18 protein-coding genes are annotated in these 21864 nt (G+C 72.7%); 11 read left to right on the top strand and 7 right to left on the bottom strand.

Going from position 1 to position 21864, the window contains the following annotated elements:
• Nucleotides 1–42: 42 nt before the first annotated feature.
• Nucleotides 43–990, top strand: a complete 948-nt coding sequence (locus SMD20_RS00735) for a ferrochelatase (RefSeq protein ID WP_329573789.1) — start codon at nt 43–45, stop codon at nt 988–990.
• Here SMD20_RS00735 and SMD20_RS00730 read toward each other — a convergent pair.
• The gene (locus tag SMD20_RS00730) at nt 987–2183 is read right to left on the bottom strand and encodes a lytic transglycosylase domain-containing protein (RefSeq protein ID WP_329573787.1); all 1197 of its coding nucleotides are present in this window, start codon (nt 2181–2183) and stop codon (nt 987–989) included. The genes SMD20_RS00735 and SMD20_RS00730 overlap by 4 nt on opposite strands.
• Before the next feature lie 94 nt (nt 2184–2277).
• Between SMD20_RS00730 and SMD20_RS00725 the strand changes: the two genes are divergently transcribed.
• The 3 genes from SMD20_RS00725 to SMD20_RS00715 all read left to right on the top strand — a co-directional run bounded on the left by SMD20_RS00725 (nt 2278) and on the right by SMD20_RS00715 (nt 5608).
• A complete protein-coding gene (locus SMD20_RS00725; RefSeq protein ID WP_329573785.1) occupies nt 2278–3480 on the top strand; it encodes an MFS transporter in 1203 nt (400 codons plus the stop codon).
• 55 nt (nt 3481–3535) lie between these two features.
• On the top strand, nt 3536–4267 hold the full coding sequence (locus SMD20_RS00720) for a polysaccharide deacetylase family protein (protein WP_329573783.1): 732 nt from the start codon (nt 3536–3538) through the stop codon (nt 4265–4267).
• Between the two features lie 63 nt (nt 4268–4330).
• Nucleotides 4331–5608: a D-arabinono-1,4-lactone oxidase gene (locus SMD20_RS00715; protein ID WP_329573780.1), complete on the top strand. Its 1278-nt coding sequence runs from the start codon at nt 4331–4333 to the stop codon at nt 5606–5608.
• Here SMD20_RS00715 and SMD20_RS00710 read toward each other — a convergent pair.
• Nucleotides 5584–6336 carry a hypothetical protein gene (locus SMD20_RS00710; RefSeq protein ID WP_329573778.1) on the bottom strand — a complete coding sequence of 251 codons (753 nt, stop codon included), beginning with the start codon at nt 6334–6336 and terminating at the stop codon, nt 5584–5586. The genes SMD20_RS00715 and SMD20_RS00710 overlap by 25 nt on opposite strands.
• A gap of 113 nt (nt 6337–6449) precedes the next feature.
• On the opposite strand from SMD20_RS00710, the gene SMD20_RS00705 reads away from it, so the two are divergent.
• Together SMD20_RS00705 and sepH are read left to right on the top strand one after the other, a co-directional pair.
• Nucleotides 6450–7397: a S8 family serine peptidase gene (locus SMD20_RS00705; protein ID WP_329573776.1), complete on the top strand. Its 948-nt coding sequence runs from the start codon at nt 6450–6452 to the stop codon at nt 7395–7397.
• Nucleotides 7398–7557: 160 nt separating this feature from the next.
• The gene (gene sepH / locus SMD20_RS00700) at nt 7558–10365 is read left to right on the top strand and encodes a septation protein SepH (RefSeq protein ID WP_329573774.1); all 2808 of its coding nucleotides are present in this window, start codon (nt 7558–7560) and stop codon (nt 10363–10365) included.
• A gap of 68 nt (nt 10366–10433) precedes the next feature.
• On the opposite strand, the gene SMD20_RS00695 is transcribed toward sepH, so the two are convergent.
• Nucleotides 10434–12038 (bottom strand): PH domain-containing protein, encoded by a 1605-nt coding sequence (locus SMD20_RS00695; protein WP_329573772.1) that lies wholly within the window; start codon nt 12036–12038, stop codon nt 10434–10436.
• Nucleotides 12035–12550: a PH domain-containing protein gene (locus SMD20_RS00690; RefSeq protein WP_329573770.1), complete on the bottom strand. Its 516-nt coding sequence runs from the start codon at nt 12548–12550 to the stop codon at nt 12035–12037. Before SMD20_RS00690 ends, SMD20_RS00695 begins: the two co-directional genes overlap by 4 nt.
• 503 nt (nt 12551–13053) lie before the next feature.
• On the opposite strand from SMD20_RS00690, the gene SMD20_RS00685 reads away from it, so the two are divergent.
• The 5 genes from SMD20_RS00685 (at nt 13054) to SMD20_RS00665 (ending at nt 19639) form a co-directional block, all read left to right on the top strand.
• On the top strand, nt 13054–13575 hold the full coding sequence (locus tag SMD20_RS00685; protein ID WP_329573768.1) for a YbhB/YbcL family Raf kinase inhibitor-like protein: 522 nt from the start codon (nt 13054–13056) through the stop codon (nt 13573–13575).
• Between the two features lie 198 nt (nt 13576–13773).
• Nucleotides 13774–15411 (top strand): hypothetical protein, encoded by a 1638-nt coding sequence (locus tag SMD20_RS00680; protein ID WP_329573767.1) that lies wholly within the window; start codon nt 13774–13776, stop codon nt 15409–15411.
• Between the two features lie 152 nt (nt 15412–15563).
• Complete coding sequence (locus SMD20_RS00675) at nt 15564–17819, top strand: SulP family inorganic anion transporter (protein ID WP_329573765.1); 2256 nt, start codon at nt 15564–15566, stop codon at nt 17817–17819.
• Nucleotides 17816–18832: an NAD-dependent epimerase/dehydratase family protein gene (locus SMD20_RS00670; RefSeq protein WP_329573763.1), complete on the top strand. Its 1017-nt coding sequence runs from the start codon at nt 17816–17818 to the stop codon at nt 18830–18832. The genes SMD20_RS00675 and SMD20_RS00670 overlap by 4 nt, the downstream gene beginning before the upstream one ends.
• Nucleotides 18833–19033: 201 nt before the next feature.
• Entirely contained in the window at nt 19034–19639 is a 606-nt protein-coding gene (locus SMD20_RS00665) for a dihydrofolate reductase family protein (protein WP_329573761.1), read from the top strand.
• Between the two features lie 21 nt (nt 19640–19660).
• On the opposite strand, the gene SMD20_RS00660 is transcribed toward SMD20_RS00665, so the two are convergent.
• The 3 genes from SMD20_RS00660 to SMD20_RS00650 all read right to left on the bottom strand — a co-directional run bounded on the left by SMD20_RS00660 (nt 19661) and on the right by SMD20_RS00650 (nt 21785).
• Nucleotides 19661–20218, bottom strand: a complete 558-nt coding sequence (locus SMD20_RS00660) for an NUDIX domain-containing protein (protein WP_329573759.1) — start codon at nt 20216–20218, stop codon at nt 19661–19663.
• Nucleotides 20215–20754 (bottom strand): NUDIX hydrolase, encoded by a 540-nt coding sequence (locus SMD20_RS00655; RefSeq protein WP_329573757.1) that lies wholly within the window; start codon nt 20752–20754, stop codon nt 20215–20217. The genes SMD20_RS00660 and SMD20_RS00655 overlap by 4 nt, the downstream gene beginning before the upstream one ends.
• Before the next feature lie 179 nt (nt 20755–20933).
• Complete coding sequence (locus SMD20_RS00650) at nt 20934–21785, bottom strand: alpha/beta hydrolase (protein WP_329592374.1); 852 nt, start codon at nt 21783–21785, stop codon at nt 20934–20936.
• Between the last annotated feature and the right edge of the window lie 79 nt (nt 21786–21864).

Genomic DNA, 21864 nt, shown 5'->3' with positions numbered 1-21864 from the left:
CTCGCGAGAGGACCACCGGCGCTCGCCAATAGGCTGGTTCACGTGGCTGATTACGACGCTCTGCTGCTCCTGTCGTTCGGCGGCCCGGAGGGCCCCGACGACGTGATGCCGTTCCTGGAGAACGTGGTGCGAGGGCGCGGCGTGCCGCGCGAACGGCTGCTGGAGGTCGCCGAGCACTACCAGGGCTTCGGCGGGGTCAGCCCGATCAACCGGCAGAACCGCGAGCTCCTGGAGGCGCTGCGCCCGGTCCTCGACGTGCCCGTCTACTGGGGCAACCGCAACTGGCACCCGTTCGGCGAGGACACCGTCCGGCGGATGAAGGACGACGGCGTGCGCAAGGCGGCCGTCCTCGCCACCTCCGCCTTCGCCGGCTACTCCAGCTGCCGCCAGTACTACGAGGACATCAAGCGCATCTCGATCGAGGGCGGCCCCGAGCTGATCAAGATGCGGCACTTCGGCGACCACCCCGGCTTCGTGGCCGCCATGGCCGACCACATCCGCGAGGCGCTGGAGCGGCTCGGCCGCGACGACGCCCGCCTGGTGTTCACCGCCCACAGCATCCCGGTCTCCATGGCCGAGACCGCCGGCCCGTCAGGCGGCCTGTACGAGGCCCAGATCCGCCGCAGCGCCGAGCTGGTCAACCAGGCGCTCGGCCGCGACGAGCCGTGGGACCTCGTGTGGCAGTCGCGCAGCGGCCCGCCGCAGGTGCCGTGGCTGGAGCCCGACGTCTGCGACTTCCTGCACAAGACGGACGCCCCGGCGGTCGTGCTGGTGCCGATCGGGTTCGTCTCCGACCACATGGAGGTCGTCTACGACCTCGACACCGAGGCCAGGGACGTCGCCGCCGAGCGCGGCCTGCCCCTGGAGCGGGCGGCCACCGTGGGCACGCACCCACGCTTCGTGCGGATGGTGCGCGAGCTGATGGCCGAGCCCGAGCCGGTGCCCTGCCCGCTCACCTGCTGCCCGGCGCCCCGCCGGCACCGGTCCTAGGCATAGGTCCTGGCGTACGCCTCGGCGATCCCCATGACCTTGTTCACGTAGTCCCACGAGTGGTTGTAGAACCAGATCGCCTTGCGCAGCTTCTCGCCGCCCTTGCCCGCGCCGTTGGCGCACAGGTAGCCGGCCGCGCTCGGCACGGCGTCGTACGGGCTCCAGATGTCGGCCTTGCCGTCGCCGTCGCCGTCCACGCCGTAGTGCTTCCACGTCGCGGGCATGAACTGCATGGGCCCGAGCGCGCCCGCGCTCGACGGGCCGTTGTTGCGGCCGTGCCCGCTCTCGACCTGCCCGATCGCGGCCAGCACCGTCCATGACAGGCCGGGGCAGCGGGCCGCGGCGAGCCGGTAGAGCTCCAGGTAGGAGCCAGGGCGGCCGACGCTGACGCGCTGCGGGGTCTGCTGGGCGGCCGCCGTCGGCCGCTGCTTCTCGACGCGGGCGGCGGCGTCCAGCAGGGCGACCTGGACGCCCTTGCCGAGCAGCTTGCGCACCCCGGCCGCGCTGATCCGGCCGGGTTTGCCGTGCAGCAGCACCGCCACGCCCGGCGCGAAGCCCAGCGAGCGGCCGAGGTCCACGCCGACCAGGCCGTCCACGCCGGTGAGCCCGAGCGGCGCCGAGGCCGCCAGGCGCAGCTTGGGTCCGCCGTCCACCTGGTAGTACGCGCCGGGCACCATGCCGTACCTGCGGGCCGCGTCCGACTCCGCGACCAGCTCTCCCCTGGCCAGGGCGCTCCACACGGCGGGCTGGTCGGCGACGGCCTGCGGCGTCCAGGAGCGGAAGTGCGCCGGGTCCACGGCCAGCAGGTTGAGCGGCGTGCCGGTGAGCTTGACCCGGCCCGCGTCCACGACGATCACCTTCTCCACGTTCTTCAGCGCGCCCAGCTTGAACCTGGTCTCCTTGGGCACCTCCGACCCGGCGATCGCGAGCACCCGCGGCGGGGTGACGGTCACGCCGGGGCCGCCCTCGCCGAACTCCCGCCGCTCGCCCGCGGGCTCCGTGGTCGGCACGAGCTGGTCGAGGCGGGGCGCCGCCGTGGGCGAGCGGGCGGGCTCCGGCTCGCCGGAGCGCTGCCGCGTGCCGCTGACCAGGTCACCGTCCAGCAGGACGATGACGCCGCCGGTCGCCACCGTGGCCACGACCACCGCGATGACCATGAGCATGACCGCACGGAAGGAGGGAAGACCGGACACGCGGGACACGTTAGCCCAGCCGACGGGGAAATCACTTGCAATCCGGACATCGGGTACGCAAAGGTTGGCCGGGCGCAAGTAAGGGGGAAACGGGGTGGTCGGGCCTTACCGGGGGCTGTTCGACGGGCCTGGCATCAAGGCGTTCGTGCTGGCCGGGTTCGCCGGCCGGATGCCGATGTCCATGCTGGGGATCGGCGTCGTCTTACTCATCTCCGGCGTCACCGGCTCCTACGCCACCGCGGGCGGCGTCGCCGCCGCCAGCAACCTCGCCTTCGCCATCGGCGCCCCCATGTCGGGGCGGCTGGTGGACCGGTTCGGGCAGAGCCGCGTCATCCCGCCGTTCGCCGTGCTCAACGCGCTCGCGCTGACCGCGCTCATGATCTGCGCGTTCCTCGGGCTGCCCGAGTGGACCCTGTACCTGTCCGGCCTGGTCGTCGGCGGCACCTCGCTGTCGGTGGGCTCGCTCGTACGGGCCCGCTGGTCGGCCATCCACGGCGGCTCGCCCCGGCTGCACACGGCCTTCGCCTTCGAGTCCGTCGTGGACGAGGTCGTCTTCGTCACCGGGCCCGCGCTGGTCACGCTGCTGGCCACGCGGTTCAACCCGTACATGGGGCTGGTGGTCGCGCTGGTCTTCATGCTGGCCGGCTGCCTGACGCTGGCGGCGCAGCGGCGCACCCAGCCCCCGGTGGCCGAGGTCCGGGCGGCGGGCGGCACGCCCATCCTGATCCCCGGCATCGCGCTGCTGTCGTGCGTCTACGTGGCGATGGGGTCGGTGTTCGGGTCCGTGGACCTGGTCACGGTGGCCTTCGCCGAGGAGCAGGGGGTCAAGGGCGCCGCGGGGCTGCTGCTGGCCTCGTTCGCGGGCGGGTCGATGATCTCGGGGCTGTGGTTCGGGTCACGGCACTGGAAGATCTCGCTGCGGGGGCGGTTCGTGCGGGCGCTGATGGTGTTCGCGCTGGGGCTGCTGCCGATCTCGTTCATCGAGAACGCGTGGGTCATGGCCGCCGCGCTCTTCCTGGCCGGCTTCGCCATCTCGCCCACCCTGATCACCGGCTTCTCGCTGGTCGAACGGCTGGCGCCGCCGTCGCTGCTCACCGAGGGCATGGCGTGGTGCTCCACGGCGATCGGCATCGGCGTGGCGCTCGGAGCCTGGGCGGGCGGGCACCTCACCGAGGCCGCCGGCGCGTCCGCCGCGTACGTCGTCGCGCCGGGCGCCGCCGTGCTCGCGCTCGTCGTCGGGATCGGAGGTTCGGGTTTGCTGAGACTTCCCGAGGCGGCTTCACCCGCCGGAGGCTGATCGGCTACCGTCGGGACATCCCTCGCAACATCCATCACAAATGGAAGCTTTTCTGATGTCCCGACAACTCACCTCACTCCTGACCATCGCGGCAGTCTGCGTCACCGTGGCCTCAGCCCCGGCGCAGGCCGCCGCCAAACCGGCCGAGAAGTCCGCCCCGGTGGACTGCGCGAAGGTCAAGTGCATCGCGCTGACCTTCGACGACGGCCCGGGCAAGTACGCGGGCACTCTGCTGGACACCCTGAAGAAGTACGACGCCAAGGCGACGTTCTTCCTTGAGGGCCAGTACGCCAAGAGCCGCCCCCAGTACGTCAAGCGCATGGTCGCCGAGGGGCACGAGCTCGGCAACCACAGCTACAGCCACCCCGACTTCACCAAACTCGAACCTGGGGCCATCAGGAACGAGATCCAGAAGACCCAGGACGCCGTCAAGAAGGCGGCGGGCGTGGAGCCGAAGCTGCTGCGGCCCCCGTACGGGCTGGCGGACCTGCAGGTCTCCGACATCGCGGACGAGTTCAACATGCCGATCATCCTCTGGACCGCGGGTTCGGAGGACTGGGCGAGCAAGAACGTCGAGGCGATCAAGAAGAAGACCCTTGAGGTGGCCAAGCCCAACGGCATCATCCTCATGCACGACTGGGTGAAGCAGACCGTCGACGCCATGCCGTCCATCGTCAAGAGCCTGCAGGCCAAGGGCTACCACCTGGTGACGGTCTCCGACGTCATCAAGGACGAGGGCCTGGAGGCGGGCGACGTCTTCCCGCTTCCCGCGGGCTGGCAGAACTGAGTATCGTTCACGTTTGACGTCGGAGGTGCCCGGGCTCCTGCCCGCTCGCGGAGGTGCTGCTCAATGGTCTTCACGAACTGGGCGGGGAACCAGACCGGCGAGCCCGCCGAGGTCCGGGCACCGGCCTCCGTCGCGGACGTCGTATGTGCCGTGCGCGACGCCGCCGCCTCCGGGCGGCGCGTCCGCATGGTCGGCACCGGGCACTCCTTCACCGGCGTGGCGCTCACCGACGGCGTCATGCTGCGGCCCCACGCGCTGACCGGCGTCGTCTCCTGGGACGAGGACCGCGTCACCGTCCTCGCCGGCACCCCGCTGCGCGAGCTCAACGAGCTGCTCCACCGGCGCGGCCTCGCCCTCGCCAACATGGGCGACATCACCGAGCAGACCGTCGCCGGCGCCATCCAGACCGGCACGCACGGGACCGGCCGCGACAGCGGCGGCCTCGCCGACCAGGTCACCGGGCTGGAGCTGGTGCTCGCCGACGGCACGGTGGCGAGCGCCGTTCCCGGGGACGAGCTGTTCGACGCGGCCAGGGTGGGGCTCGGCGCGCTCGGCGTGCTGACCTCGGTCACCCTCCGGGTGGAGCCCGCGTTCCTGCTGCACAACCGGCGGCGCAGGATAGCGCTCAGCGACATCCTCGCCTCGCTCGACGAGCTGACCGCCGGCAACGAGCACCTCGACTTCTTCTGGCTGCCGCACACCGACGCCTGCCTGGTCAAGACCAACAACCGCCACCCCGGACCGGCCCGGCCGCGCAGCGCCGCGCGGCACTGGATGGACGACGTCCTGCTGGAGAACACCGTGTTCGGGGCCGCCTGCGCGCTCGGCGCCCGCGTCCCCGGGCTGATCCCGCGGATCAACGCGGTCAGTGCGGCGGCGCTCGGGGACTCCGAGTCGGTGGACGCCTCGTACAAGGTCTTCACGGCCCGGCGCGACGTGCGTTTCCTGGAGATGGAGTACGCGGTGCCGCGCGAGCGGCTGGCGCAGGCGCTGCGCGAGACCCGCGACCTGGTCGAGCGCATGGACTGGAAGATCACGTTCCCGGTGGAGGTGCGGGTGACGCCGCCGAGCGACGCCTGGCTGTCCACGGCGTACGGGCGGGCGTCGGCGTACGTCGCCTGCCACATCTACCGGCCCACGCCGAACCCGGCGTACTTCGAGGGCGTCGAGGAGATCATGACGCGGCTGGACGGGCGGCCGCACTGGGGCAAGCTGCACACGCGGGACGCGGCCTACCTCGCCAAGGTCTATCCCCGTTTCGCCGACTTCACCGCGCTCCGCGACCGGCTCGACCCCGGCCGGCTGTTCGGCAACGCCTACCTGGACCAGGTGCTCGGCTGAGCCTCGGCCTCCGGGTGGTCCGGCTCGGGAGCCGGGTCGACCGGGGTGGGCTCCGGCTCGGCCGGAGCGGTGGCGCTCTGCTGCGGCTCGGCCGGCTCCTGGCCGGCGGTGGCGGTGGGAGCGGCCGGGACCGTGGGCGTGGCGGTGACCGTGGTCGTCACGGTCGGCGTGGCACTCGGCGTCGGCTCCGGCGTCCGGGTGACACCGGCCTCCGGCGTGGCGACGGGCACGGCGGGAACGCTCGCCCGGACGGTGGGCCCGGACGGCGTCCGGCGGTCGCCGGTCGCGGGCTTGTGCCGCGTCGTCCCGCCGGTGACCTGCTCGTGCACCGTCTGATGGGCGGCCGCCTGGTAGACGAGGATGCCGCCCATGCTGACCGCGAACACCAGCCCCGCGGCCAGCGCCACCCGCCCCCAGGGCAGCCTCCTGCGTGGCTCTCCGGCCTCGACGACGGGCAGCACCAGCGTGTCGCCGCCCGCGCCGGATGCGAGCGTTTCCTCCTCGCGTGCGGGAGACCCGGCCCGCAGCCGCACCCGCTCCCCCGTCCGCTTCAGGTAGTGCGTGTAGACGGCGGTGCCCACCGTGCTCCCGACGCTCATGACCGCCGCGCCGATCACCGTGCCGGCCACGCCCAGGAAGGACGCGGCCACGGCGGCCGTCACCGCCGCCAGGGCGCCCCCCAGGATCTGCGGCACACTCAGCTCGAAGGTCCGCTGCTCGCCGCCCATCCCCCGGATCAGTCCTCTCTCATCATGCGCTCGGTAAAGACCTGTCCCGTGAATAGACGTGACGGCGTGTCCCGATGTTGGTGTGACATGGCTGACAGGCACCCTCGTGGCTCGTGCCCCGACGACTCGGCCTGCCCTCCGTGTATCTGGCCGCGGCCGCGGCGACGGCCGCCGCGACCGCCGTACCCCTGGCCATGACGCCCGCCTCCGGCCTCACCGCGCGCCCCGCCGTCACCGAGCCCACGCGGCCCTACATCGTCGTCGCGCGCGGCCGGGCCGCCGCCCGCGACCTCGTGGGCGAGGTGCGCTGGCGGGTGCGGCGCTACTACACGGCGGCGCTGCCCGGCTTCGCCACGTATCTCACCGCCGCCGAGCTGGCGTCGCTGCGCTCCGACCCCCGAGTGCGCGCCGTCGAGCCCGACCGGCAGATCCACCCTATGCCCGTACGGCGTCCCGCCCACCCTCTGACCGGGCCCGCGACCGGGGCCGGAACCACGATCTACCTGGTGGACAGCGGTGTCGACACGGGACGCGCCGAGTTCGGCGACCGGGCGTGGCGGGCCTACGACGCCACCGGGGGCTCCGGCCGCGACTGCACCGGCCACGGCACCCAGGTCGCCGGCCGGGCCCACGCCGCCGCGCCAGGGGCCGGGATCACCTCGATCCGGGCGCTCGGCTGCGGCGGGCCCGGGTCGCTGGCCGACGTACTGGCGGGGCTGGAATGGATCCGCCGACACGCCCGGGGGCCGTCCGTCGCCGCGCTCCCCGTGGACGGCGCGGGCTCCCCCGCTCTCGGCGAGGCCGTGCGCTCCCTGGTGGGCGCCGGCGTGTTCGTCGTGGGGGCCGCGGACGCCGACGGGTGCCGGATCGGGCCGGGCGGGGCCGCGTACACGGGGGCCGTGCCGCACCTCGCGGCGGCCGCCGCGCGGCTCATGGAACGCACTCCCGACGCGAACCCGGCGATCCTCGCGTCTCTGCTCAACTGCGCCTTTGCCCGCGACGCGATTCGCCAGAACCCGTCGAGGGCCCTTAACCTCCTCATGCATAGCGGCAGGCTCTAGAGGGATGGATTCGACGAATGTGACCGGCGTCACATCGCCCCTTGGCTATCCCAGGAAGGCGATGTTCGGACATGCCGGGTACGGTGCTGGCAGGCAACCGGCACACGCGAGAGACTCAAGGGTCCGGGGGAAGAATGGCGACGCTGACGAAGGGACTCGCATGCAGGAGCTCCGACTCGTCGCGGTGAGTGAGGACGGCACCTATCTCGTACTGGCCACGGCCGGACGGGGAACCCGCTTCACTCTTCCCGTGGACGACCGGCTCCGTGCTGCCGTCCGCGGCAATTTCTCCCGTCTCGGCCAGTACGAGATCGAAGTGGAGAGTCCGTTGCGTCCCAAGGAGATCCAGGCTCGCATCCGCGCCGGGGAGACCGCCGAGGAGATCGCGGCGACCGCCGGGATCCCCGTCGAGCGCGTGCGCTGGTTCGAGGGGCCCGTCCTGCAGGAGCGGGAATACGTCGCCCAGCAGGCGCAGCGCGTCGCCGTACGCATGCCGGGCGAGTCCGCCCCCGGCCCCACACTCGGCGACCTCGTCGCCGAGCGGCTGACCAGGCGCGGCGTCCCCACGGACGAGATCGACTGGGACTCCGCCAAGCGCGACGACGGCCTGTGGCGGGTCAAGCTCGGCTACGTCTGGAACGGTCACACGCGCCACGCCGAGTGGCTGTTCGACCCGCGCAAGCGCCACGTGACGCCGCACGACGACGAGGCCGTCCGGCTGTCGGCGGCCGACTTCGACCCCGAGCCGCCCGTGGTGGAGGACACCACGGTGACGCCGTTCGCGCCGCGCGTGGCCAAGCTGCAGCCGGTGCCGCCGCTCGCCTCCGACGCGCTGCCGTTCCCTTCGGTGGTGCGGCGCGAGCCGGAGGAGCCCGCCGTCGGCTACAACCCGCCCCCGCGCCCCACCGACACCCCGGCCCGCGACCACACCGGGACCTCCTCCCGCGAGTCGGCCTACCTCGCTGACCCGCCTTCGCGCGAGTCGGCCTACCGTGCCGACCCGCCTTCTCGTGAGTCCGCCTACGGCAGTGACCCGTCCTCTCGCGAGTCGGCCTACCGCGCTGACCCGCCTTCCCGTGAGTCGGCCTACCGCGCTGACCCGCCTTCCCGCGAGTCCGCTTACCTCAGTGACCCGTCCTCTCGCGAGTCCGCCTACCGTCAGCCGAGCGACGCCACCCGCGACCAGTCCCCGGCGGCCCGCGACCCGCTGCGCCCCGACTCTCCGTCCCACGAGGCCGGATCCCGCGAGCACGGCCACGCCCGCCCCGGCGACAACTCGTCCCGCCGTGGCGGGACTTCGCCGTGGCTGCCCGACTTCAGCTCGGGCCGCCCAGCCGACCGCGACAACGACACCATCTACGCCCCCTCCGCACGCGCCTCCACGCCGGACGCCCCAGCCACCCACGAGCCTCCGGCTGCCGAGATCCGCACCACCCCGCAGCCGACGCCGCCGTTCGCCGAGAGCGCCACACCTGGTCAGCCGACACCGTCGCCCGTCCAGGACACCGCGCCCGCCGAGCCGGCCTGGCAGGCGTCTCCGTCGGCCCATGCGACTCCAGACGCCGACCCTGCCCCCTCCACCACGGAGCCGTCCGCCGCCACCGAGCTCCCCGCTGCCGGGGGGCAGTCCACCACCGAGCAGCCGTCGTCGGCCGACGAGCCGACGTCCGCCGGCGTGGCAACGCCCGGTGACGCGGCGTCGATCGAGGTGGCCCAGCCGGGCGAGGAGTCCACGTCCGCCGACCCGGCGGCGTCCGCGCAGGTGACCCCTGCGGCTCAGGTGGCGCCGTCCGCCGAGCCCTCTGCCACCACCGATGCCGCCGCCACTCCGGAGGCGGCCACCGGCTCCACCACCGCGCAAGAGCCCGCCTCCGCGGATACGGCCTCCGACAACGCCGCCGAAGCGCAGCCGGCCACTGACGCGAGCGTCACAGCGGGCTCCTCGGCCGAGCCGTCGTCGGACGCCACTGCCACCATCAAGCCGGCCGTTCCCGCAGTCCAGACACCCAGCGGGACGGCCATCGCCGACGCGGCGGCACCGGCCGCCGAAGCCGCGCCCACCGACGCCTCCACCACGGCCACGACGACCTCGCCTGCCCCCGAGGCGAGCACCGGCGCCGACGCTGCACCCGTTCAGCCGACGACCAGCGACGACAGCAAGTCCGAGCGCGCGCCGAGCCAGGCCGCGCCCGTCGCGGCGGAAGCCCCGGCTGCGGAGACAGAGCCGAGCACGGAGACCCCGGAGCCCGAGAAGACCGCCACCGCCGAGCCGGCCGCTGCCGAAACCGCCGTCACCGAGCCGCCCACCGTCACCGAGCCCGCCGTTACCGAGCCCGCCGCCACGGAGCCTTCGGCCACCGAGCGCGCCGCTGGTACAGCAGCCGCTACTGCCACCGCAGGACCCGCCACCGCCCAGCAGTCCGACACCGCTGAGCCCGCCGCCGCAGGACCTGCCACCGCAGAGCCTGCCGCCGCAGAGCCCGCCGTGGCCGAGCCCGCAACCGCAGGACCCGCCGTCGCAGAGCCCGCAACCGCAGAGTCCGCCGTCGCCGAGCAGTCGGCCACCACGCCGCCGCCCGCTCCCAGCGCCGAGGCGCCTGCTGTCGAGCAGCCGGTCGCCGAGGACGCTGCTCCCGCGACTGAGCAGCCCAAGCCCGAGCAGCCCAAGCCCGAGCAGCCGAAGGCGAACGAGCAGCCGAAGCCTCAGCAGCCGGAGGCAGTCAAGGAGGAGGCGGTCAAGGAGGAGGCCAAGCCTCCGGCGCCCAAGCCGAAGCCCGCCCCTGGCGCCGAGCCCAAGGTTCCGGCCGCTCGGCCGGGAGGCAAGGACGCCAAGGAGGAGCCGCCGGTGCCGGTTCCGTCCCCGCCGCCCGCGCCCGCCGCCCGGCAGGCGCGCAAGGGTTCTCGGGGCCGCCGCGCCTCCGTCCCGACCTGGGACGAGATCATGTTCGGCGCCCGCCGCCAGGACTGACCGGCGAAGAAGAAACACCGGGACAGCTCTCCTCCGAGCGGCGAGGCGCTGGTCGAGTCCCCGGCCTTTCAGGCCGGGGAGCTGCCCTCAGTGCCACCGAGGAACGGAGTGAGCCATTCCGGCGTCACCTCCGTCGGAAAAGCCACCCCCTGCGCCTCGGAGACGTCGATCGCCTCGTAGCCGCCCGTACCGGCCCCCACCCCGGCGATCAGGGTGAGCACCCCGGCGCGCCGCTGGAACCAGGTCTGCCGCAGCCGCCACCCCACCACGGCCCGCCGTTCGATCACGGCCTGGGACCGGCGCAGCGACCCCGACCGTACGCTGAGCCGCGCCCCGTCGTAGCCGTGCCCCAGCGACGCGTACCGGTCGAGCCCCAGGGGAATGCCCACGCCGGCGAGCAGCAACGCGACCACGGCCAGGATCCACCCCAGCGTCACCCCGGTGACCACCGCGGTCACGGCGCTGAGCAGGGCCAGCACCGCCCAGGGGAAGATCGCGCGGAAGAGGCGGCGGTCGCGGGCCACAGGCGGGTGGGCGCGCAGGGCGGCGTCGTACGGCCCGACGGCCTCGCCCGTGACCGCGTACGCGACCGGCCGTGGCACGTCGGGGAGGAGCTGGCCGCGTGTCCGCGAGTCGCCGAGGCCGGTCACGATGGCCCAGGCGCGTACGACACCCGCCCACCGCTCGGCCAGCCCGTCCACGATCTCGTAGCCGCGTACCCGCTGGGACTCCAGCGACACGCTCCGCCGGTTGACCAGCCCGCGCTCGGCCACCAGGTAGCCGTCCCGCCGCTTGAGCACGAAGTCCCAGTTGAAGACGGCGTACATGACCCCGCCGAGCACCGGCATCAGCAGGACGAGCAGCACCGCCACGGCGAGCAGCAGGTAGGGGCGCTCCCAGAGCCACTCCCCCGCGTGCCAGGCGACGTCGCGGCCCACTCCGAGGTCGTCGCCCCATTGGAACGCCAGCCCGATCGCGCCGCCCGCGAACGCGAACGGCGTGAGCAGGTAAGCCCCGGACAGCGGCCCGTACAGCAGCCACCGCTTCGGCACCCTGACGATCTCCCGCTCGGCGTGCCCGGCGACGTGCGCGGGAGCCGGGCCGGCGGGCGCGGAATGCGCGGCGTGCGCGGGGTCCAGGGGATACGCGGGGGCGGTGCGGCGCAGCAGGACGGTCTTGAGGCGTTCGGCCTCGGTGAGCGTCACCCCGTCGAGCCCGGCCTCCTCGTTCCCGCCGCTCGCCCCGGTGTCGATCTTGAGAACGGCCAGGCCCAGCAGCCGGTGCATGGGAGGGGTGGAGACGTCGACGCCGCGGATCCGTTCCAGCGGGATCGTACGGACCGACCGGCTGATGAGCGCGCGCTTGGTCTCCAGGCGGTCGCCCACGAGCTCGTACGTGAACGTGGCCCAGCGAACGACCGCGAACACCACCGTGCCGACGACGCCGAGAGCGGCCCAGATGTACGACCTGGCCGAGAACCCGCCCACGAACAGCACGCCCACCAGGGGGAGGAGGAGGGAGGGCAGCATCCGCACCGGGTCGATGAGCAGCACCTTCGGGCTCAACCGCAACGGCACGGAAACAGGCATCGGCGGCGCGACCGGAGGACCGCTGGAAGGCGGACCCGGCTCCCCCGGGCCGGACTCGCTCTGGTAGGGACGGGGATCGGTCATGTCGCGTCGTCCCTCAGCACCTCGGCCCGCCGCGCGAGCTGCTCGGCCAGCCCCGCCGCCACCCCGTACTCCAGCCCCTGGATCGTGGACGACCCGGCGTGCGACGCGGTACGGATCTCCAGGGTGGCCAGCCCGAGCATCCGCTCGAACCAGCCTTGCCCCTTGTCGACGGTCTGGATGCGGCTCACGGGCACGAAGACCCATTCCCGGGTCAGGAACCCCGACCTGGCGTAGACGACGTCGCCTGAGAGCTCCCAGCGGTGCACGGCGTAGCGTACGAACGGTTCGGCCGCCAGGAACGGCAGCCCCAGCACCACGACCGCGACGGGCAGCAGCCAGGAGTGCTCCGAGAGCCAGTCGGGCAGCCACCCCCATCCGCCGACCAGCCGCGCCACCAGCAGCGAGCCTCCCAGCATGAGGACGAACGCCACCAGTGACTGGAGCAGCCACAGGCGTACGGCCTTGGGCGAGACGCGGTTGGCGGGATCGCGTAGCGGGCCTTGAGAGGTCACAAGGCCAGCTTAGGACCGAAGGCGAGGCAGGCCGCCGGGCCGGTAAAGATCGACGTTCCGCGCGGCGTGTCCGCCTGCCGGCCCGCGCCGCCGGTGCCATGCTCGATGGCGGCCCGGCCGCAGGCTGTCGTGCCTGGCCACCGGCGGCGCCACGTTCGTGCCAGCCAGGCCCAGGGCCAGCGCCAGGCCGCACCCGGAGCGCGATCGCCCCCACGCAACGTGGCAGCCGCCGTCCCCTCCATCCCTCACCTCGCCGACCGAAGATCCCGGAAGGCGGCTCCCTGTGCGTCCTTCCTCATGTCGCGATACCGGCAGGGGGTTGCAACCAGAGGGGCAGGTGTGGCGAACTTCACTACCCGGATCCCGCGATTCCGGCTGGTTTCGGTTCCTTTACCGGGCACCGACCATCGAGAAACGGTCTGCGCATCGCCGAGAGCCGCGTAGCATCGTCCGGCATGGGGCTGTGTAACACGGCAACGCGTCTGCGACGCATCACCGTCACTGTGACGGCTGTGGTCGCCGCGTTCGCGCTGACGGGTTGCGGCAGTCTCATCGGCAGATCACAGGCCAAGGACATCGCGGAGATCAACGTCTCGAGCCCTGAGCTGCGCGACGGCAAACCGCTGCCGCGCGAATACTCCTGCCAGGGAGGCCAGGGCAGCCCGCCGCTGCGCTGGTCGAGTCAGCCGCAGTCGGAGGCCAAGTCGATCGCCATCGTGGTCGACTCGCACACCTCCTCGGACGCGGCCGTGCACTGGGTGCTCTACAACATCCCGGCGACCACGACCGAGCTGGGCCCCAACGCCGCCGAGGACCCGCCGGAGGGCAGCGGTCAGGCGAAGGTGACCAGCGGGAAAACGGGTTACGACCCCCCATGCAGGACCCCGGGGAGCTACCGCTTCACGGTCTACACGTTGAACGGCAAGGTCGATCCCGCAGCGGGGAGCACCCTCCCCGAGATCCTCAAACAGATCGCGGACCAGACCATCGCCCGCGGCAGGCTGACAGCGGTCGACATCGAGTGACAGGGCGAACACCCCAGGTAATGGGGTGTACCAATTCTTCACGTAGGGTGTGACAACGCTCATAGTGGTCCGACACAATCAGATCCAATCGTTAGGCATTGGTGATCAAAGGGGGCAGATCGCGTCGATGGCCGCGCGATCTCACCAGTGCCAGAGGGAGGCCATGGCTTTGAGGGTGGTGCAATGACAGCGGTCGTCGTGAGCTTGGTCGCTATCGTGCTCCTCGTGCTCGTCGTCGTGGCACTGGGCATGCGTTCGATGAGTCGGCGAGAGAGCTCGTTGCCTCCTGAGCGGCTGAAGGAGATGGCCGAGAAGGAGGAGAAGACCCATGCGCGCTCCACGGACGAGTTCGCGTCCCACGAGCCGCGGATGGCGAACTTCAGCCCCGACTTCAGCCCCATAGACGCGCCCAAACAGCCCAAGCCGGTCCGTACGGGCCAGCGCGGCAAACGCGGCGTGGACGAGTGGGGCAACCCCGCCGTCAACGACGAGGATGACGAGGAGTTCTGGGCCAGCATCCGCAGCGACGCCGAGCAGGGCGGCTTCGGCGCGGGCGGCACCGTGGCGGCCAGGAAGGCCGCCAGCCGCCCCGGCGACCCCGCGTCCGAGCGTCCCGCCGCCGAACGCCCCGCCGAGCGTCCGGCCGAGCGGCAGCCGCAGCGCGCCGCCGAGCGCCCCGGCCGCCAGGACCGCCCCGCGGAACGTCCCGCCGACCGCCCCAGTGAGCGGCGCACCGAGCGCAAGGCCAAGCCGCGCCCCGTGGCCGCGAGCGTCGATCCCGACGCGACCACCATCCAGGCCCCTCTGCCGCAACGCCCGGCCCCGGCTCCGGCCGCCGCTGCCGCCAACCTCGCCGACCTCGTCGAGCCCGGCCGGCGCGCTCCCTCCCAGGCCGAGCTCGCCGAGCAGCGCACCGTGACCTTCGCCGCCCCGACGCCCGACGTGATGAGCATCCTCGGCGCGGGCGCGCAGCCGGTGCCCGCCTCCCGGCCCGAGCCGTCCCCGGCGCCCCGTTCCTCCTCGCGCTCCTCCCGGTCCCGCTCCCGCGCCGCGGCGAGCCCGGCCGCCGCGAGCCCGGCCGCCGCGGCCCCGGCCGCCGCCGGTCCCGCCGCCACGAGCAGCGGCTCCTACCCGGCTATCTCCTCCAACAGCGCCACCACCAGCGGCTCGTTCCCCGCCGCCACGCCCACCTCCAGCGGCTCGTTCCCGATCGCGCACCCGGCGCCCATCCACGGCGCGCCGACGAGCGACCCGTTCCCCGCCGCCTACAACGGCGCCCCGGCCGACGCCCTGGACTCCACGTGGACGACGCCCGCGCCGACCGCGTCCGGCTCCTGGCCCGCGGGGCCGGTGGCCGACATCCTCGACGACGCGGCTCCGGCCGCCGCTTCCTACCCCGGTCCGGCGAGTTCCTGGCCGGCGTTCGAGCAGCCCGCGTCCCGCTCGTCCTACCCCGCCTCCTACGAGGTGCGTCCCGGCTGGGCGGTGGCCGACGACTCCGACCCGGTGACCGGGCCGAGCCCCGCCACGGGCACCCCGACGATGCCTAACCGCGCGGTCTCGGCGTCCGCCTCCTACCCGGACGTGTTGTCGACCCCGACGCCGGCCTCGCCGCCGTCCGCGTACCCCGCGTACGAGACCGGCGACATCACCAGCCTCCCCGCCGCAGCCTGGCCCGAGCCGCCCGCCGCGGGCGCCGCCCAGGCCCCGTGGCCCGGCTACGGCGCCCAGCCGCAGCCGGCCGCCCCTCAGGTGGCTCCCAACGCCGCCGACGGCACCACCTCCGGTGGCCGCAGGCGCCGCGAGCAGGACTACCCGCACGACTACTACCGCTGAGGACGCCGGCCGGCGCCCCCCTGAAGGACACACCTGTTGAGCGCCGCCGCCGCGCGGCGCATCTCACCGGGCCGTCGGCCGTCCTCATTACTCGGTAAAACCCACGCGAAGCGCAGCCAAAGCGCGGAAGCCCGCGCACTAGGGTTTGCTGCATGTTCCGCGACACGCAGGGTCGCCTGCTGAACACCCTCCGTCATGACGTGCCTGCCTCGCTGGTGGTCTCCCTCGTGGCGGTGCCCCTCTCCCTCGGCATCGCGCTGGCCTCGGGGGCCCCGCTCGCGTCCGGACTGATCGCCGCCGTGGTGGGCGGCGTGGTCGCGGGCGCGCTGGGCGGCTCGTCGATGCAGGTGAGCGGGCCGGCCGCGGGACTGTCGCTGGTCGTCGTGGATCTGGTGCAGACCTACGGCTGGCGCGCCACCTGCATGATCACGCTGCTGGCCGGCGCGGTGCAGCTCGTGCTGGGCGTGCTCAAGGCGGCCAGGGCGGCGCTCGCGGTCTCGCCGGCCGTCATCCACGGCATGCTGGCGGCGGTGGGCGTGATCATCGCGCTGTCCCAGCTCCACGTGGTGCTGGGCGGCTCGCCGCAGCAGTCGGCGGTGGCGAACCTGATCCAGCTTCCCGGCCAGCTCGCCGACGTGCACGGCCACAAGGTCATGGTGGGCCTCGTGACGATCGGGGTGCTCGCGCTGTGGACGCGGCTGCCCCAGCGGGTCAGGGCCGTCCCCGCGCCGCTGGCCGCGCTGCTGGCCGCGGCGGTGACGGCGTGGGTGTTCGACTGGGACGTCACCCGCATCGACCTGTCCGGCAGCGGCGTCGAGTGGGCCTTCCCCGTGCTGCCGCAGGGCGACTGGCACCTGGTGGTGGCCGCGGTGCTGCTGGTGGCGCTGCTGGCCGGCTGCGAGTCGCTGCTGTGCTGCGTGGCCGTGGACGGCCGGCACACCGGCCGGCGCGCCGACCTCGACCAGGAGCTGACCGGGCAGGGCGTCGCCAACATGGTGTCGGGGGCGCTCGGCGGCCTGCCGGTGGCCGGAGTGATCGTCCGCAGCACCGCGAACGTGGTGGCGGGGGCGCGCACCCGCTGCTCGACCATCCTGCACGGGGTGTGGGTGCTGGTGTTCGCGCTCGGGTTCGGCTGGTCGCTCGCGCTGATCCCGATGGAGGCGCTGGCGGCGCTGCTGGTGTTCATCGGCGTACAGATGGTGAACCTCGGCCACATCAGGAAGGTGCACGGCCACGGCGAGGTCCCCGTGTACGTCGTGACCATGATCACCGTGATCCTCCTGGGCCTGGCCGAGGGCGTGCTGGCCGGGCTCGGGCTGGCCGCGCTGCTCGCGCTGCGCCGGCTGACCTGGGTCACGGTGCACAAGCGCGGCGGCAGGGACGGCCGGCTGCACGTGACGGTGTCGGGGTCGCTGACGTTCCTCGGCGTGCCGCGGCTGACCCGCGAGCTGCGTACGATCGCCACGGGCACACCGGTCGACCTCGACCTCAACATCGACTTCATGGACAACGCCGCGTTCGACGCGTTGCACTCCTGGCGGCTGGACCATGAGCGGACGGGCGGCACGGTCGACATCGACGAACTGCACGACGAGTGGTACGCGCTGACGGCGAGCGGCGCCCGGTCCCGCCCGACGAAGAAGTCGCTGCCGCTGGAGCCGGACCGCTGGTGGCTCCCGTGGGACCAGCGGCGCCGCGGCCCCGGCCGGCGTACCGTGATCTCAAACGGCGGGTCCGTCCAGGTGGACTGCCAGCTCACGGCGGGGGCGCACGAATACCACCGGCGTACGGCCGCGCTGGTGCGCCCGATCTTCACCGAGCTGGCGCGCAAACAGCAGCCGTCGCACCTGTTCATCACGTGCGCCGACTCCCGGATCGTGCCCAGTCTGATCACCGCGAGCGGCCCTGGCGACCTGTTCACCGTACGCAACATCGGCAACCTGGTGCCGCGCCGCGGTGCCGAGCCGCGCGACGACTCCGTGGTGGCCGCCATCGAGTACGCCACCCAGGTGCTGGGCGTGCACACGATCACCGTGTGCGGCCACTCGGGGTGCGGCGCGATGGCCGGGGTGCTGAGCGCGGGCGTACGGGCGGGCAGCCTGCCGGGGCTGCGGCGCTGGCTGCGGCACGGCCGTCACAGCCTGGCCAGGTTCATCGAGACCGAGGGCGACCGGCTGCACTCCGGAGCGCTGGACGTGCTGTGCCGGGTCAACGTGCAGCAGCAGCTGGAGAACCTGCGGACGTACCGGAAGGTCGACGAGCAGGTCAGGGCCGGGAAGCTGGAGCTGGTGGGGTTGTTCTTCGACATCGCGACGGCCAGGGTGCACCTGGTGCCGCCGCTGCGGTCTACGCCCTCGGTGAAGATGTCCGATGGCGGGGTGCTCGCGGGCGAAGAATGGGGCGCATGAAGGTTCTTGTCATCGGTGGTTCGGGGTTCCTGGGGCGTGCCGTCGTGGAGGAGGCACTGGCCCGGGGCCATGAGGTCACGACGTTCAACAGGGGGCGCAGCGGCGCCGACGTGCCCGGGGTGGAGGCCGTGCGCGGCGACCGCGAGTCGCCGGCCGACCTGGAGCGGCTGGCCGAGGGCCGCAAGTGGGACTACGTGGTCGACACCTCCGGCTATGTCCCCCGCGTGGTGGGCGCATCGGCGCGGGCGCTGACCGGGCACGCGGGCACCTACGCGTTCATCTCCACGATCTCGGCGCTCGCCGGGTTCCCCGCCGAGCCCGCCGGCGACGACGCCGAGCTCTGGCCGTGCGCGCCCGACGCCGGCCCCGAGGACGGCAACTACGGCGTGCTGAAGGCGGGCTGCGAGCGGGCGGTCGAGCAGGGCTTCGACGGCGACGTGCTGATCGTGCAGCCGGGCATCATCCTGGGCCCGTACGAAGACGTCGCCCGGCTGCCGTGGTGGCTCACCAGGATCGCGCGCGGCGGGAAGGTGCTCGCGCCGGGCGCGCCGGACGAGCCGCTGCAGTTCGTGGACGCCCGCGACCTGGCGATCTTCACGCTCGACCAGGCCGAGCGCGGCGGGAACGGCCGGTTCGTGGTGACGGGGCCGGTGGGCCAGACCACCTACGGGGAGTGGCTGGAGGCGTGCAAGGAGGCCACCGGGTCCGACGCCGAGTTCGTGTGGGTGGACAGCGAGTTCCTGATCGAGCAGGGTGCCGGGGAGTTCGTGGAGCTGCCGCTCTGGCCCGGCCCTCCGTCGCCCGAGAACACGCATTTCTGGACCGTCCCGACCGACCGGGCTCAGGCCGCCGGGCTGCGGATCCGCCCGGTGGCCGAGACCGTGCGCGACACGTGGGCGTGGCTGCGGGAGATCCCGGAGCAGGAACGCACGTTCGGCAAGAGGAGCACGCACGGCATCGCGCCGGAGAAGGAGGAGGCGATCCTCGCCGCCTGGGCGGCCCGTTCTGCATAATCTTCCGCAGACCGGGCGCGTCCGCCGAGCTAGTGTCCCCCTCGTGGAGCCGGTCCTCACTCCCAGGGGCCGGAGGGGCGGAGACCTGCGGCGTCTCCGCCCCTCGCGCGCCCCGAAAATAATGTCGGCCGGCATGTAGAGAATCCGTCGCCCGCTCCGACTCCTTCGTGAGAACCGCTCCACTGCGAAGGAGAATGCGAGATGAGCAAGGTCACCTGCGACATGGCGATGTCACTGGACGGCTTCACGGCCGGCCCGAACCAGAGCCTGCGCAACCCGTTCGGCGAGGGCGAGGACGGGCGGCTGACCCGCTGGATGGTCGACGAGCCGGAGGCGCACGCCGAGGTCATGGCGGGCATCACGGACGCGGGGGCGTTCATCATGGGCCGCAACATGTTCAGCCCCGGGCGCGGGGCGTGGGACCTCGGCTGGACCGGCTGGTGGGGCGAGGAGCCTCCCTACCACGCGCCGGTCTTCGTCCTCACCCACCACCCGCGCGAGCCGCTGACGATGAAGGGCGGGACGACGTTCCACTTCGTCACCGACGGTATCGAGGCCGCCCTGGAGCGGGCGCGGGAGGCGGCGGGCGACCGTTCGGTCGCCATCGCCGGCGGGGCGCACACGGTCAACCAGTATCTGGCGGCGGGGCTGATCGACGAGCTGCGCCTGCACGTCGCGCCGGTCTTCCTGGAGCGGGGCGAACGGTTGCTCGCCGGGATGGACAACCTCGACCTCGAACCGGCCGGCGAGCCGTGGGGCACCGCCCTCGTCACGCACCTGACGTACCGGCTGCCCCGCCGCGCCTGAACCCCCGGCCGGCTGTTCGACTCAGGGCCGCGGGCGCGCGGCGCCCTCTCGGTTGAAGGCGGCGCCCTCCCCGCTGCTGAAGGCGGCGCCCTGTCCGCTGAAGTACTCCGTCACCACCCGCGTGTGCAGCGAGAACGCCAGCTCCCGCGGCCCGTCGATCAGCAGCCACTCCGACGTCTCCGCGGTCGCCACCACCGGCGGAAGCGCGTCGGCGGCCACCCGCGGCCCGACCCCGAACACCAGCAGCGTCCCGTCGGGCGCGCTGATCACGTCGAACAGCCGCACCTCCCCCGCGTCGACGACCACCCCGGTCTCCTCGCGCAACTCGCGTACGGCCGCCTCCTGCCATGACTCCCCCAGGTCGATGAAGCCACCCGGCAGCGCGAGCTCCCCGCGCCGCGGCTCGACGGCCCGCCGCACCACCAGCACCCGCCCGCCCTCGACGGGCAGCACCAGCACGGCGACGGGGAGCGGGTTGAGATAGCTGGTGTTCCCGCACGCGGCGCAGGTGCGCGGCCACGGCTGCCCGCCCGCGAAGGCCGCCCCGCAGAAGGAGCAGTGCGTGTTCCTGGTCGTCATCGGCCCAGCCGTTCCATGAGTTTCCCGGCGAACCGGTGCATATGGGGATCAAGGTGCTCGCCGGGCTCGTCGAGCAGCCGCCTCGGCGCCACCCACCTGATCGCGGAGAACTCCCGCCGGTCGTAGGTGGTGACGGTGGCGACGTCCAGGACGTACCAGAGCGAGACATCGGTGTGCGCCCCCTCACCCCGCGTCCGCGCCGAGGTGACGAAGAAGGGCCGATCACCACTGACAGCACTCGGAACCGCCGCCGTGTGCAACTCCTCCTGGCACTCCCGGACGACGGTGTCCCAGGGATCCTCCTCCGGCTCCACATGCCCACCACTGGGCAACCACAGCCCGGCCTTCCGGTGCGCCACCAGCAGCAGCTCCTCGTCCGGGTTGAGCGCCACGAAGTAGCTCACCAGGTGCGGATCGGGAACGTCTGGCTTCCTGGTCCGATACAGCGGCGCCCCACCGGCGATCCAGGCCAGCGCGCCGGCCGCCTGCTCCTCCTCCGTACGGTCCCAGGGCGTGATCGCCTGGATCCGTTCCATGAGCCGGACCCGCGCGGACGCGGCTTTCGAAGATCCCTCGGCGACCATGCAGAGCAATCTAGTGCTGTGGCCGGAATCCGATCACCGGATTGGCGTCCGAAGCGAGAAGGGCGTCCGCTGGGGCGGCCGACCCCCGACGTCCGCAGCCTGAGTCCCGCGTCGGCTTGGCGCCGATGCTGTCAGGAACTACTCGCGGTGCCAGGGCTGCCCAGGTGCCGAGCGAAAAATCGGATCGAGCTGTCGATTTCGAAGGACGGGACTCGAAAGTGGCTGCCGGGGTTGGCGTGCAGGGTTTTCTCGGCGGAGCCGAGTGCGTCGAACAGCTTCATGACTGAGTCCCGCGGATTGCCTTCATCGTCCCACTGCAGCACGAACTCGACCGGGATCGTGATCCGCGCCGCGGTGTCGGTCAGCCAGTCGCTTCCGATGAGGCCGAGGACGGCAGCTGTGATCCGAGGTTCGGCCGCGACGAGGCGGATGCCCATCTCACCGGCCTGGGACAGGCCGTAGTACCCGACGGGCTGGTTGTCGCCGACGGAGTCCAGTTTCTGGAGCGCGTCCAGGGTGGTCTGCCAGTCGGGTATGAGCTGCGCCGCCACGGTTTCGTTGAGGGCGGGCCACGCCGGGCCGAAGGGCTCGCCCGCGGCCTCTCGTTCCTGTATGAGCGCGACGAGCCGCCGGATTTGCGGGTGCTCCGGCCTGTCGCCGGTACCTGGAGCATCGATCGCGGCGACCGCGAAGCCGCAGGAGGTGACGTAGGGGAAGGCCCGGGAAACGACCTCCCATCCCTTCTTGTGCTGGCCGCCGCCGTGCCCGATCAAGACCAGCGGACGGGGACCGGAGCCCTCGGCGGGCGTCCAAAGCACCCCGGGGATGTCTCCGATAGTGAAGAGCTGTTCGCGGATGCCGTCAGCGACGGTTTCCGAGACGATGCGCATGGCAGGATTACATCGGCATTCCCGCTGACGCGGCGAGTCATTTATCCGGGCGGCCAGGCCGGCGACGGTGGTGCCCGCCGCCAGGCTGTCCATGATCACGCCGGCGGAGCGCCCTACGCGCCAACCCGGTGATTGTTTCCGGTTACAGCACTAGCCATACGGCCGTACCCAC

Origin of the sequence: Nonomuraea sp. LP-02 (genome assembly GCF_036289125.1) — a bacterium.
In the GTDB taxonomy this organism is placed as follows: Bacteria; Actinomycetota; Actinomycetes; order Streptosporangiales; family Streptosporangiaceae; genus Nonomuraea; species Nonomuraea bangladeshensis.
The sequence above is the reverse complement of the archived record's forward strand: the minus strand, read 5'-3'. Positions and strand labels throughout refer to the sequence as shown.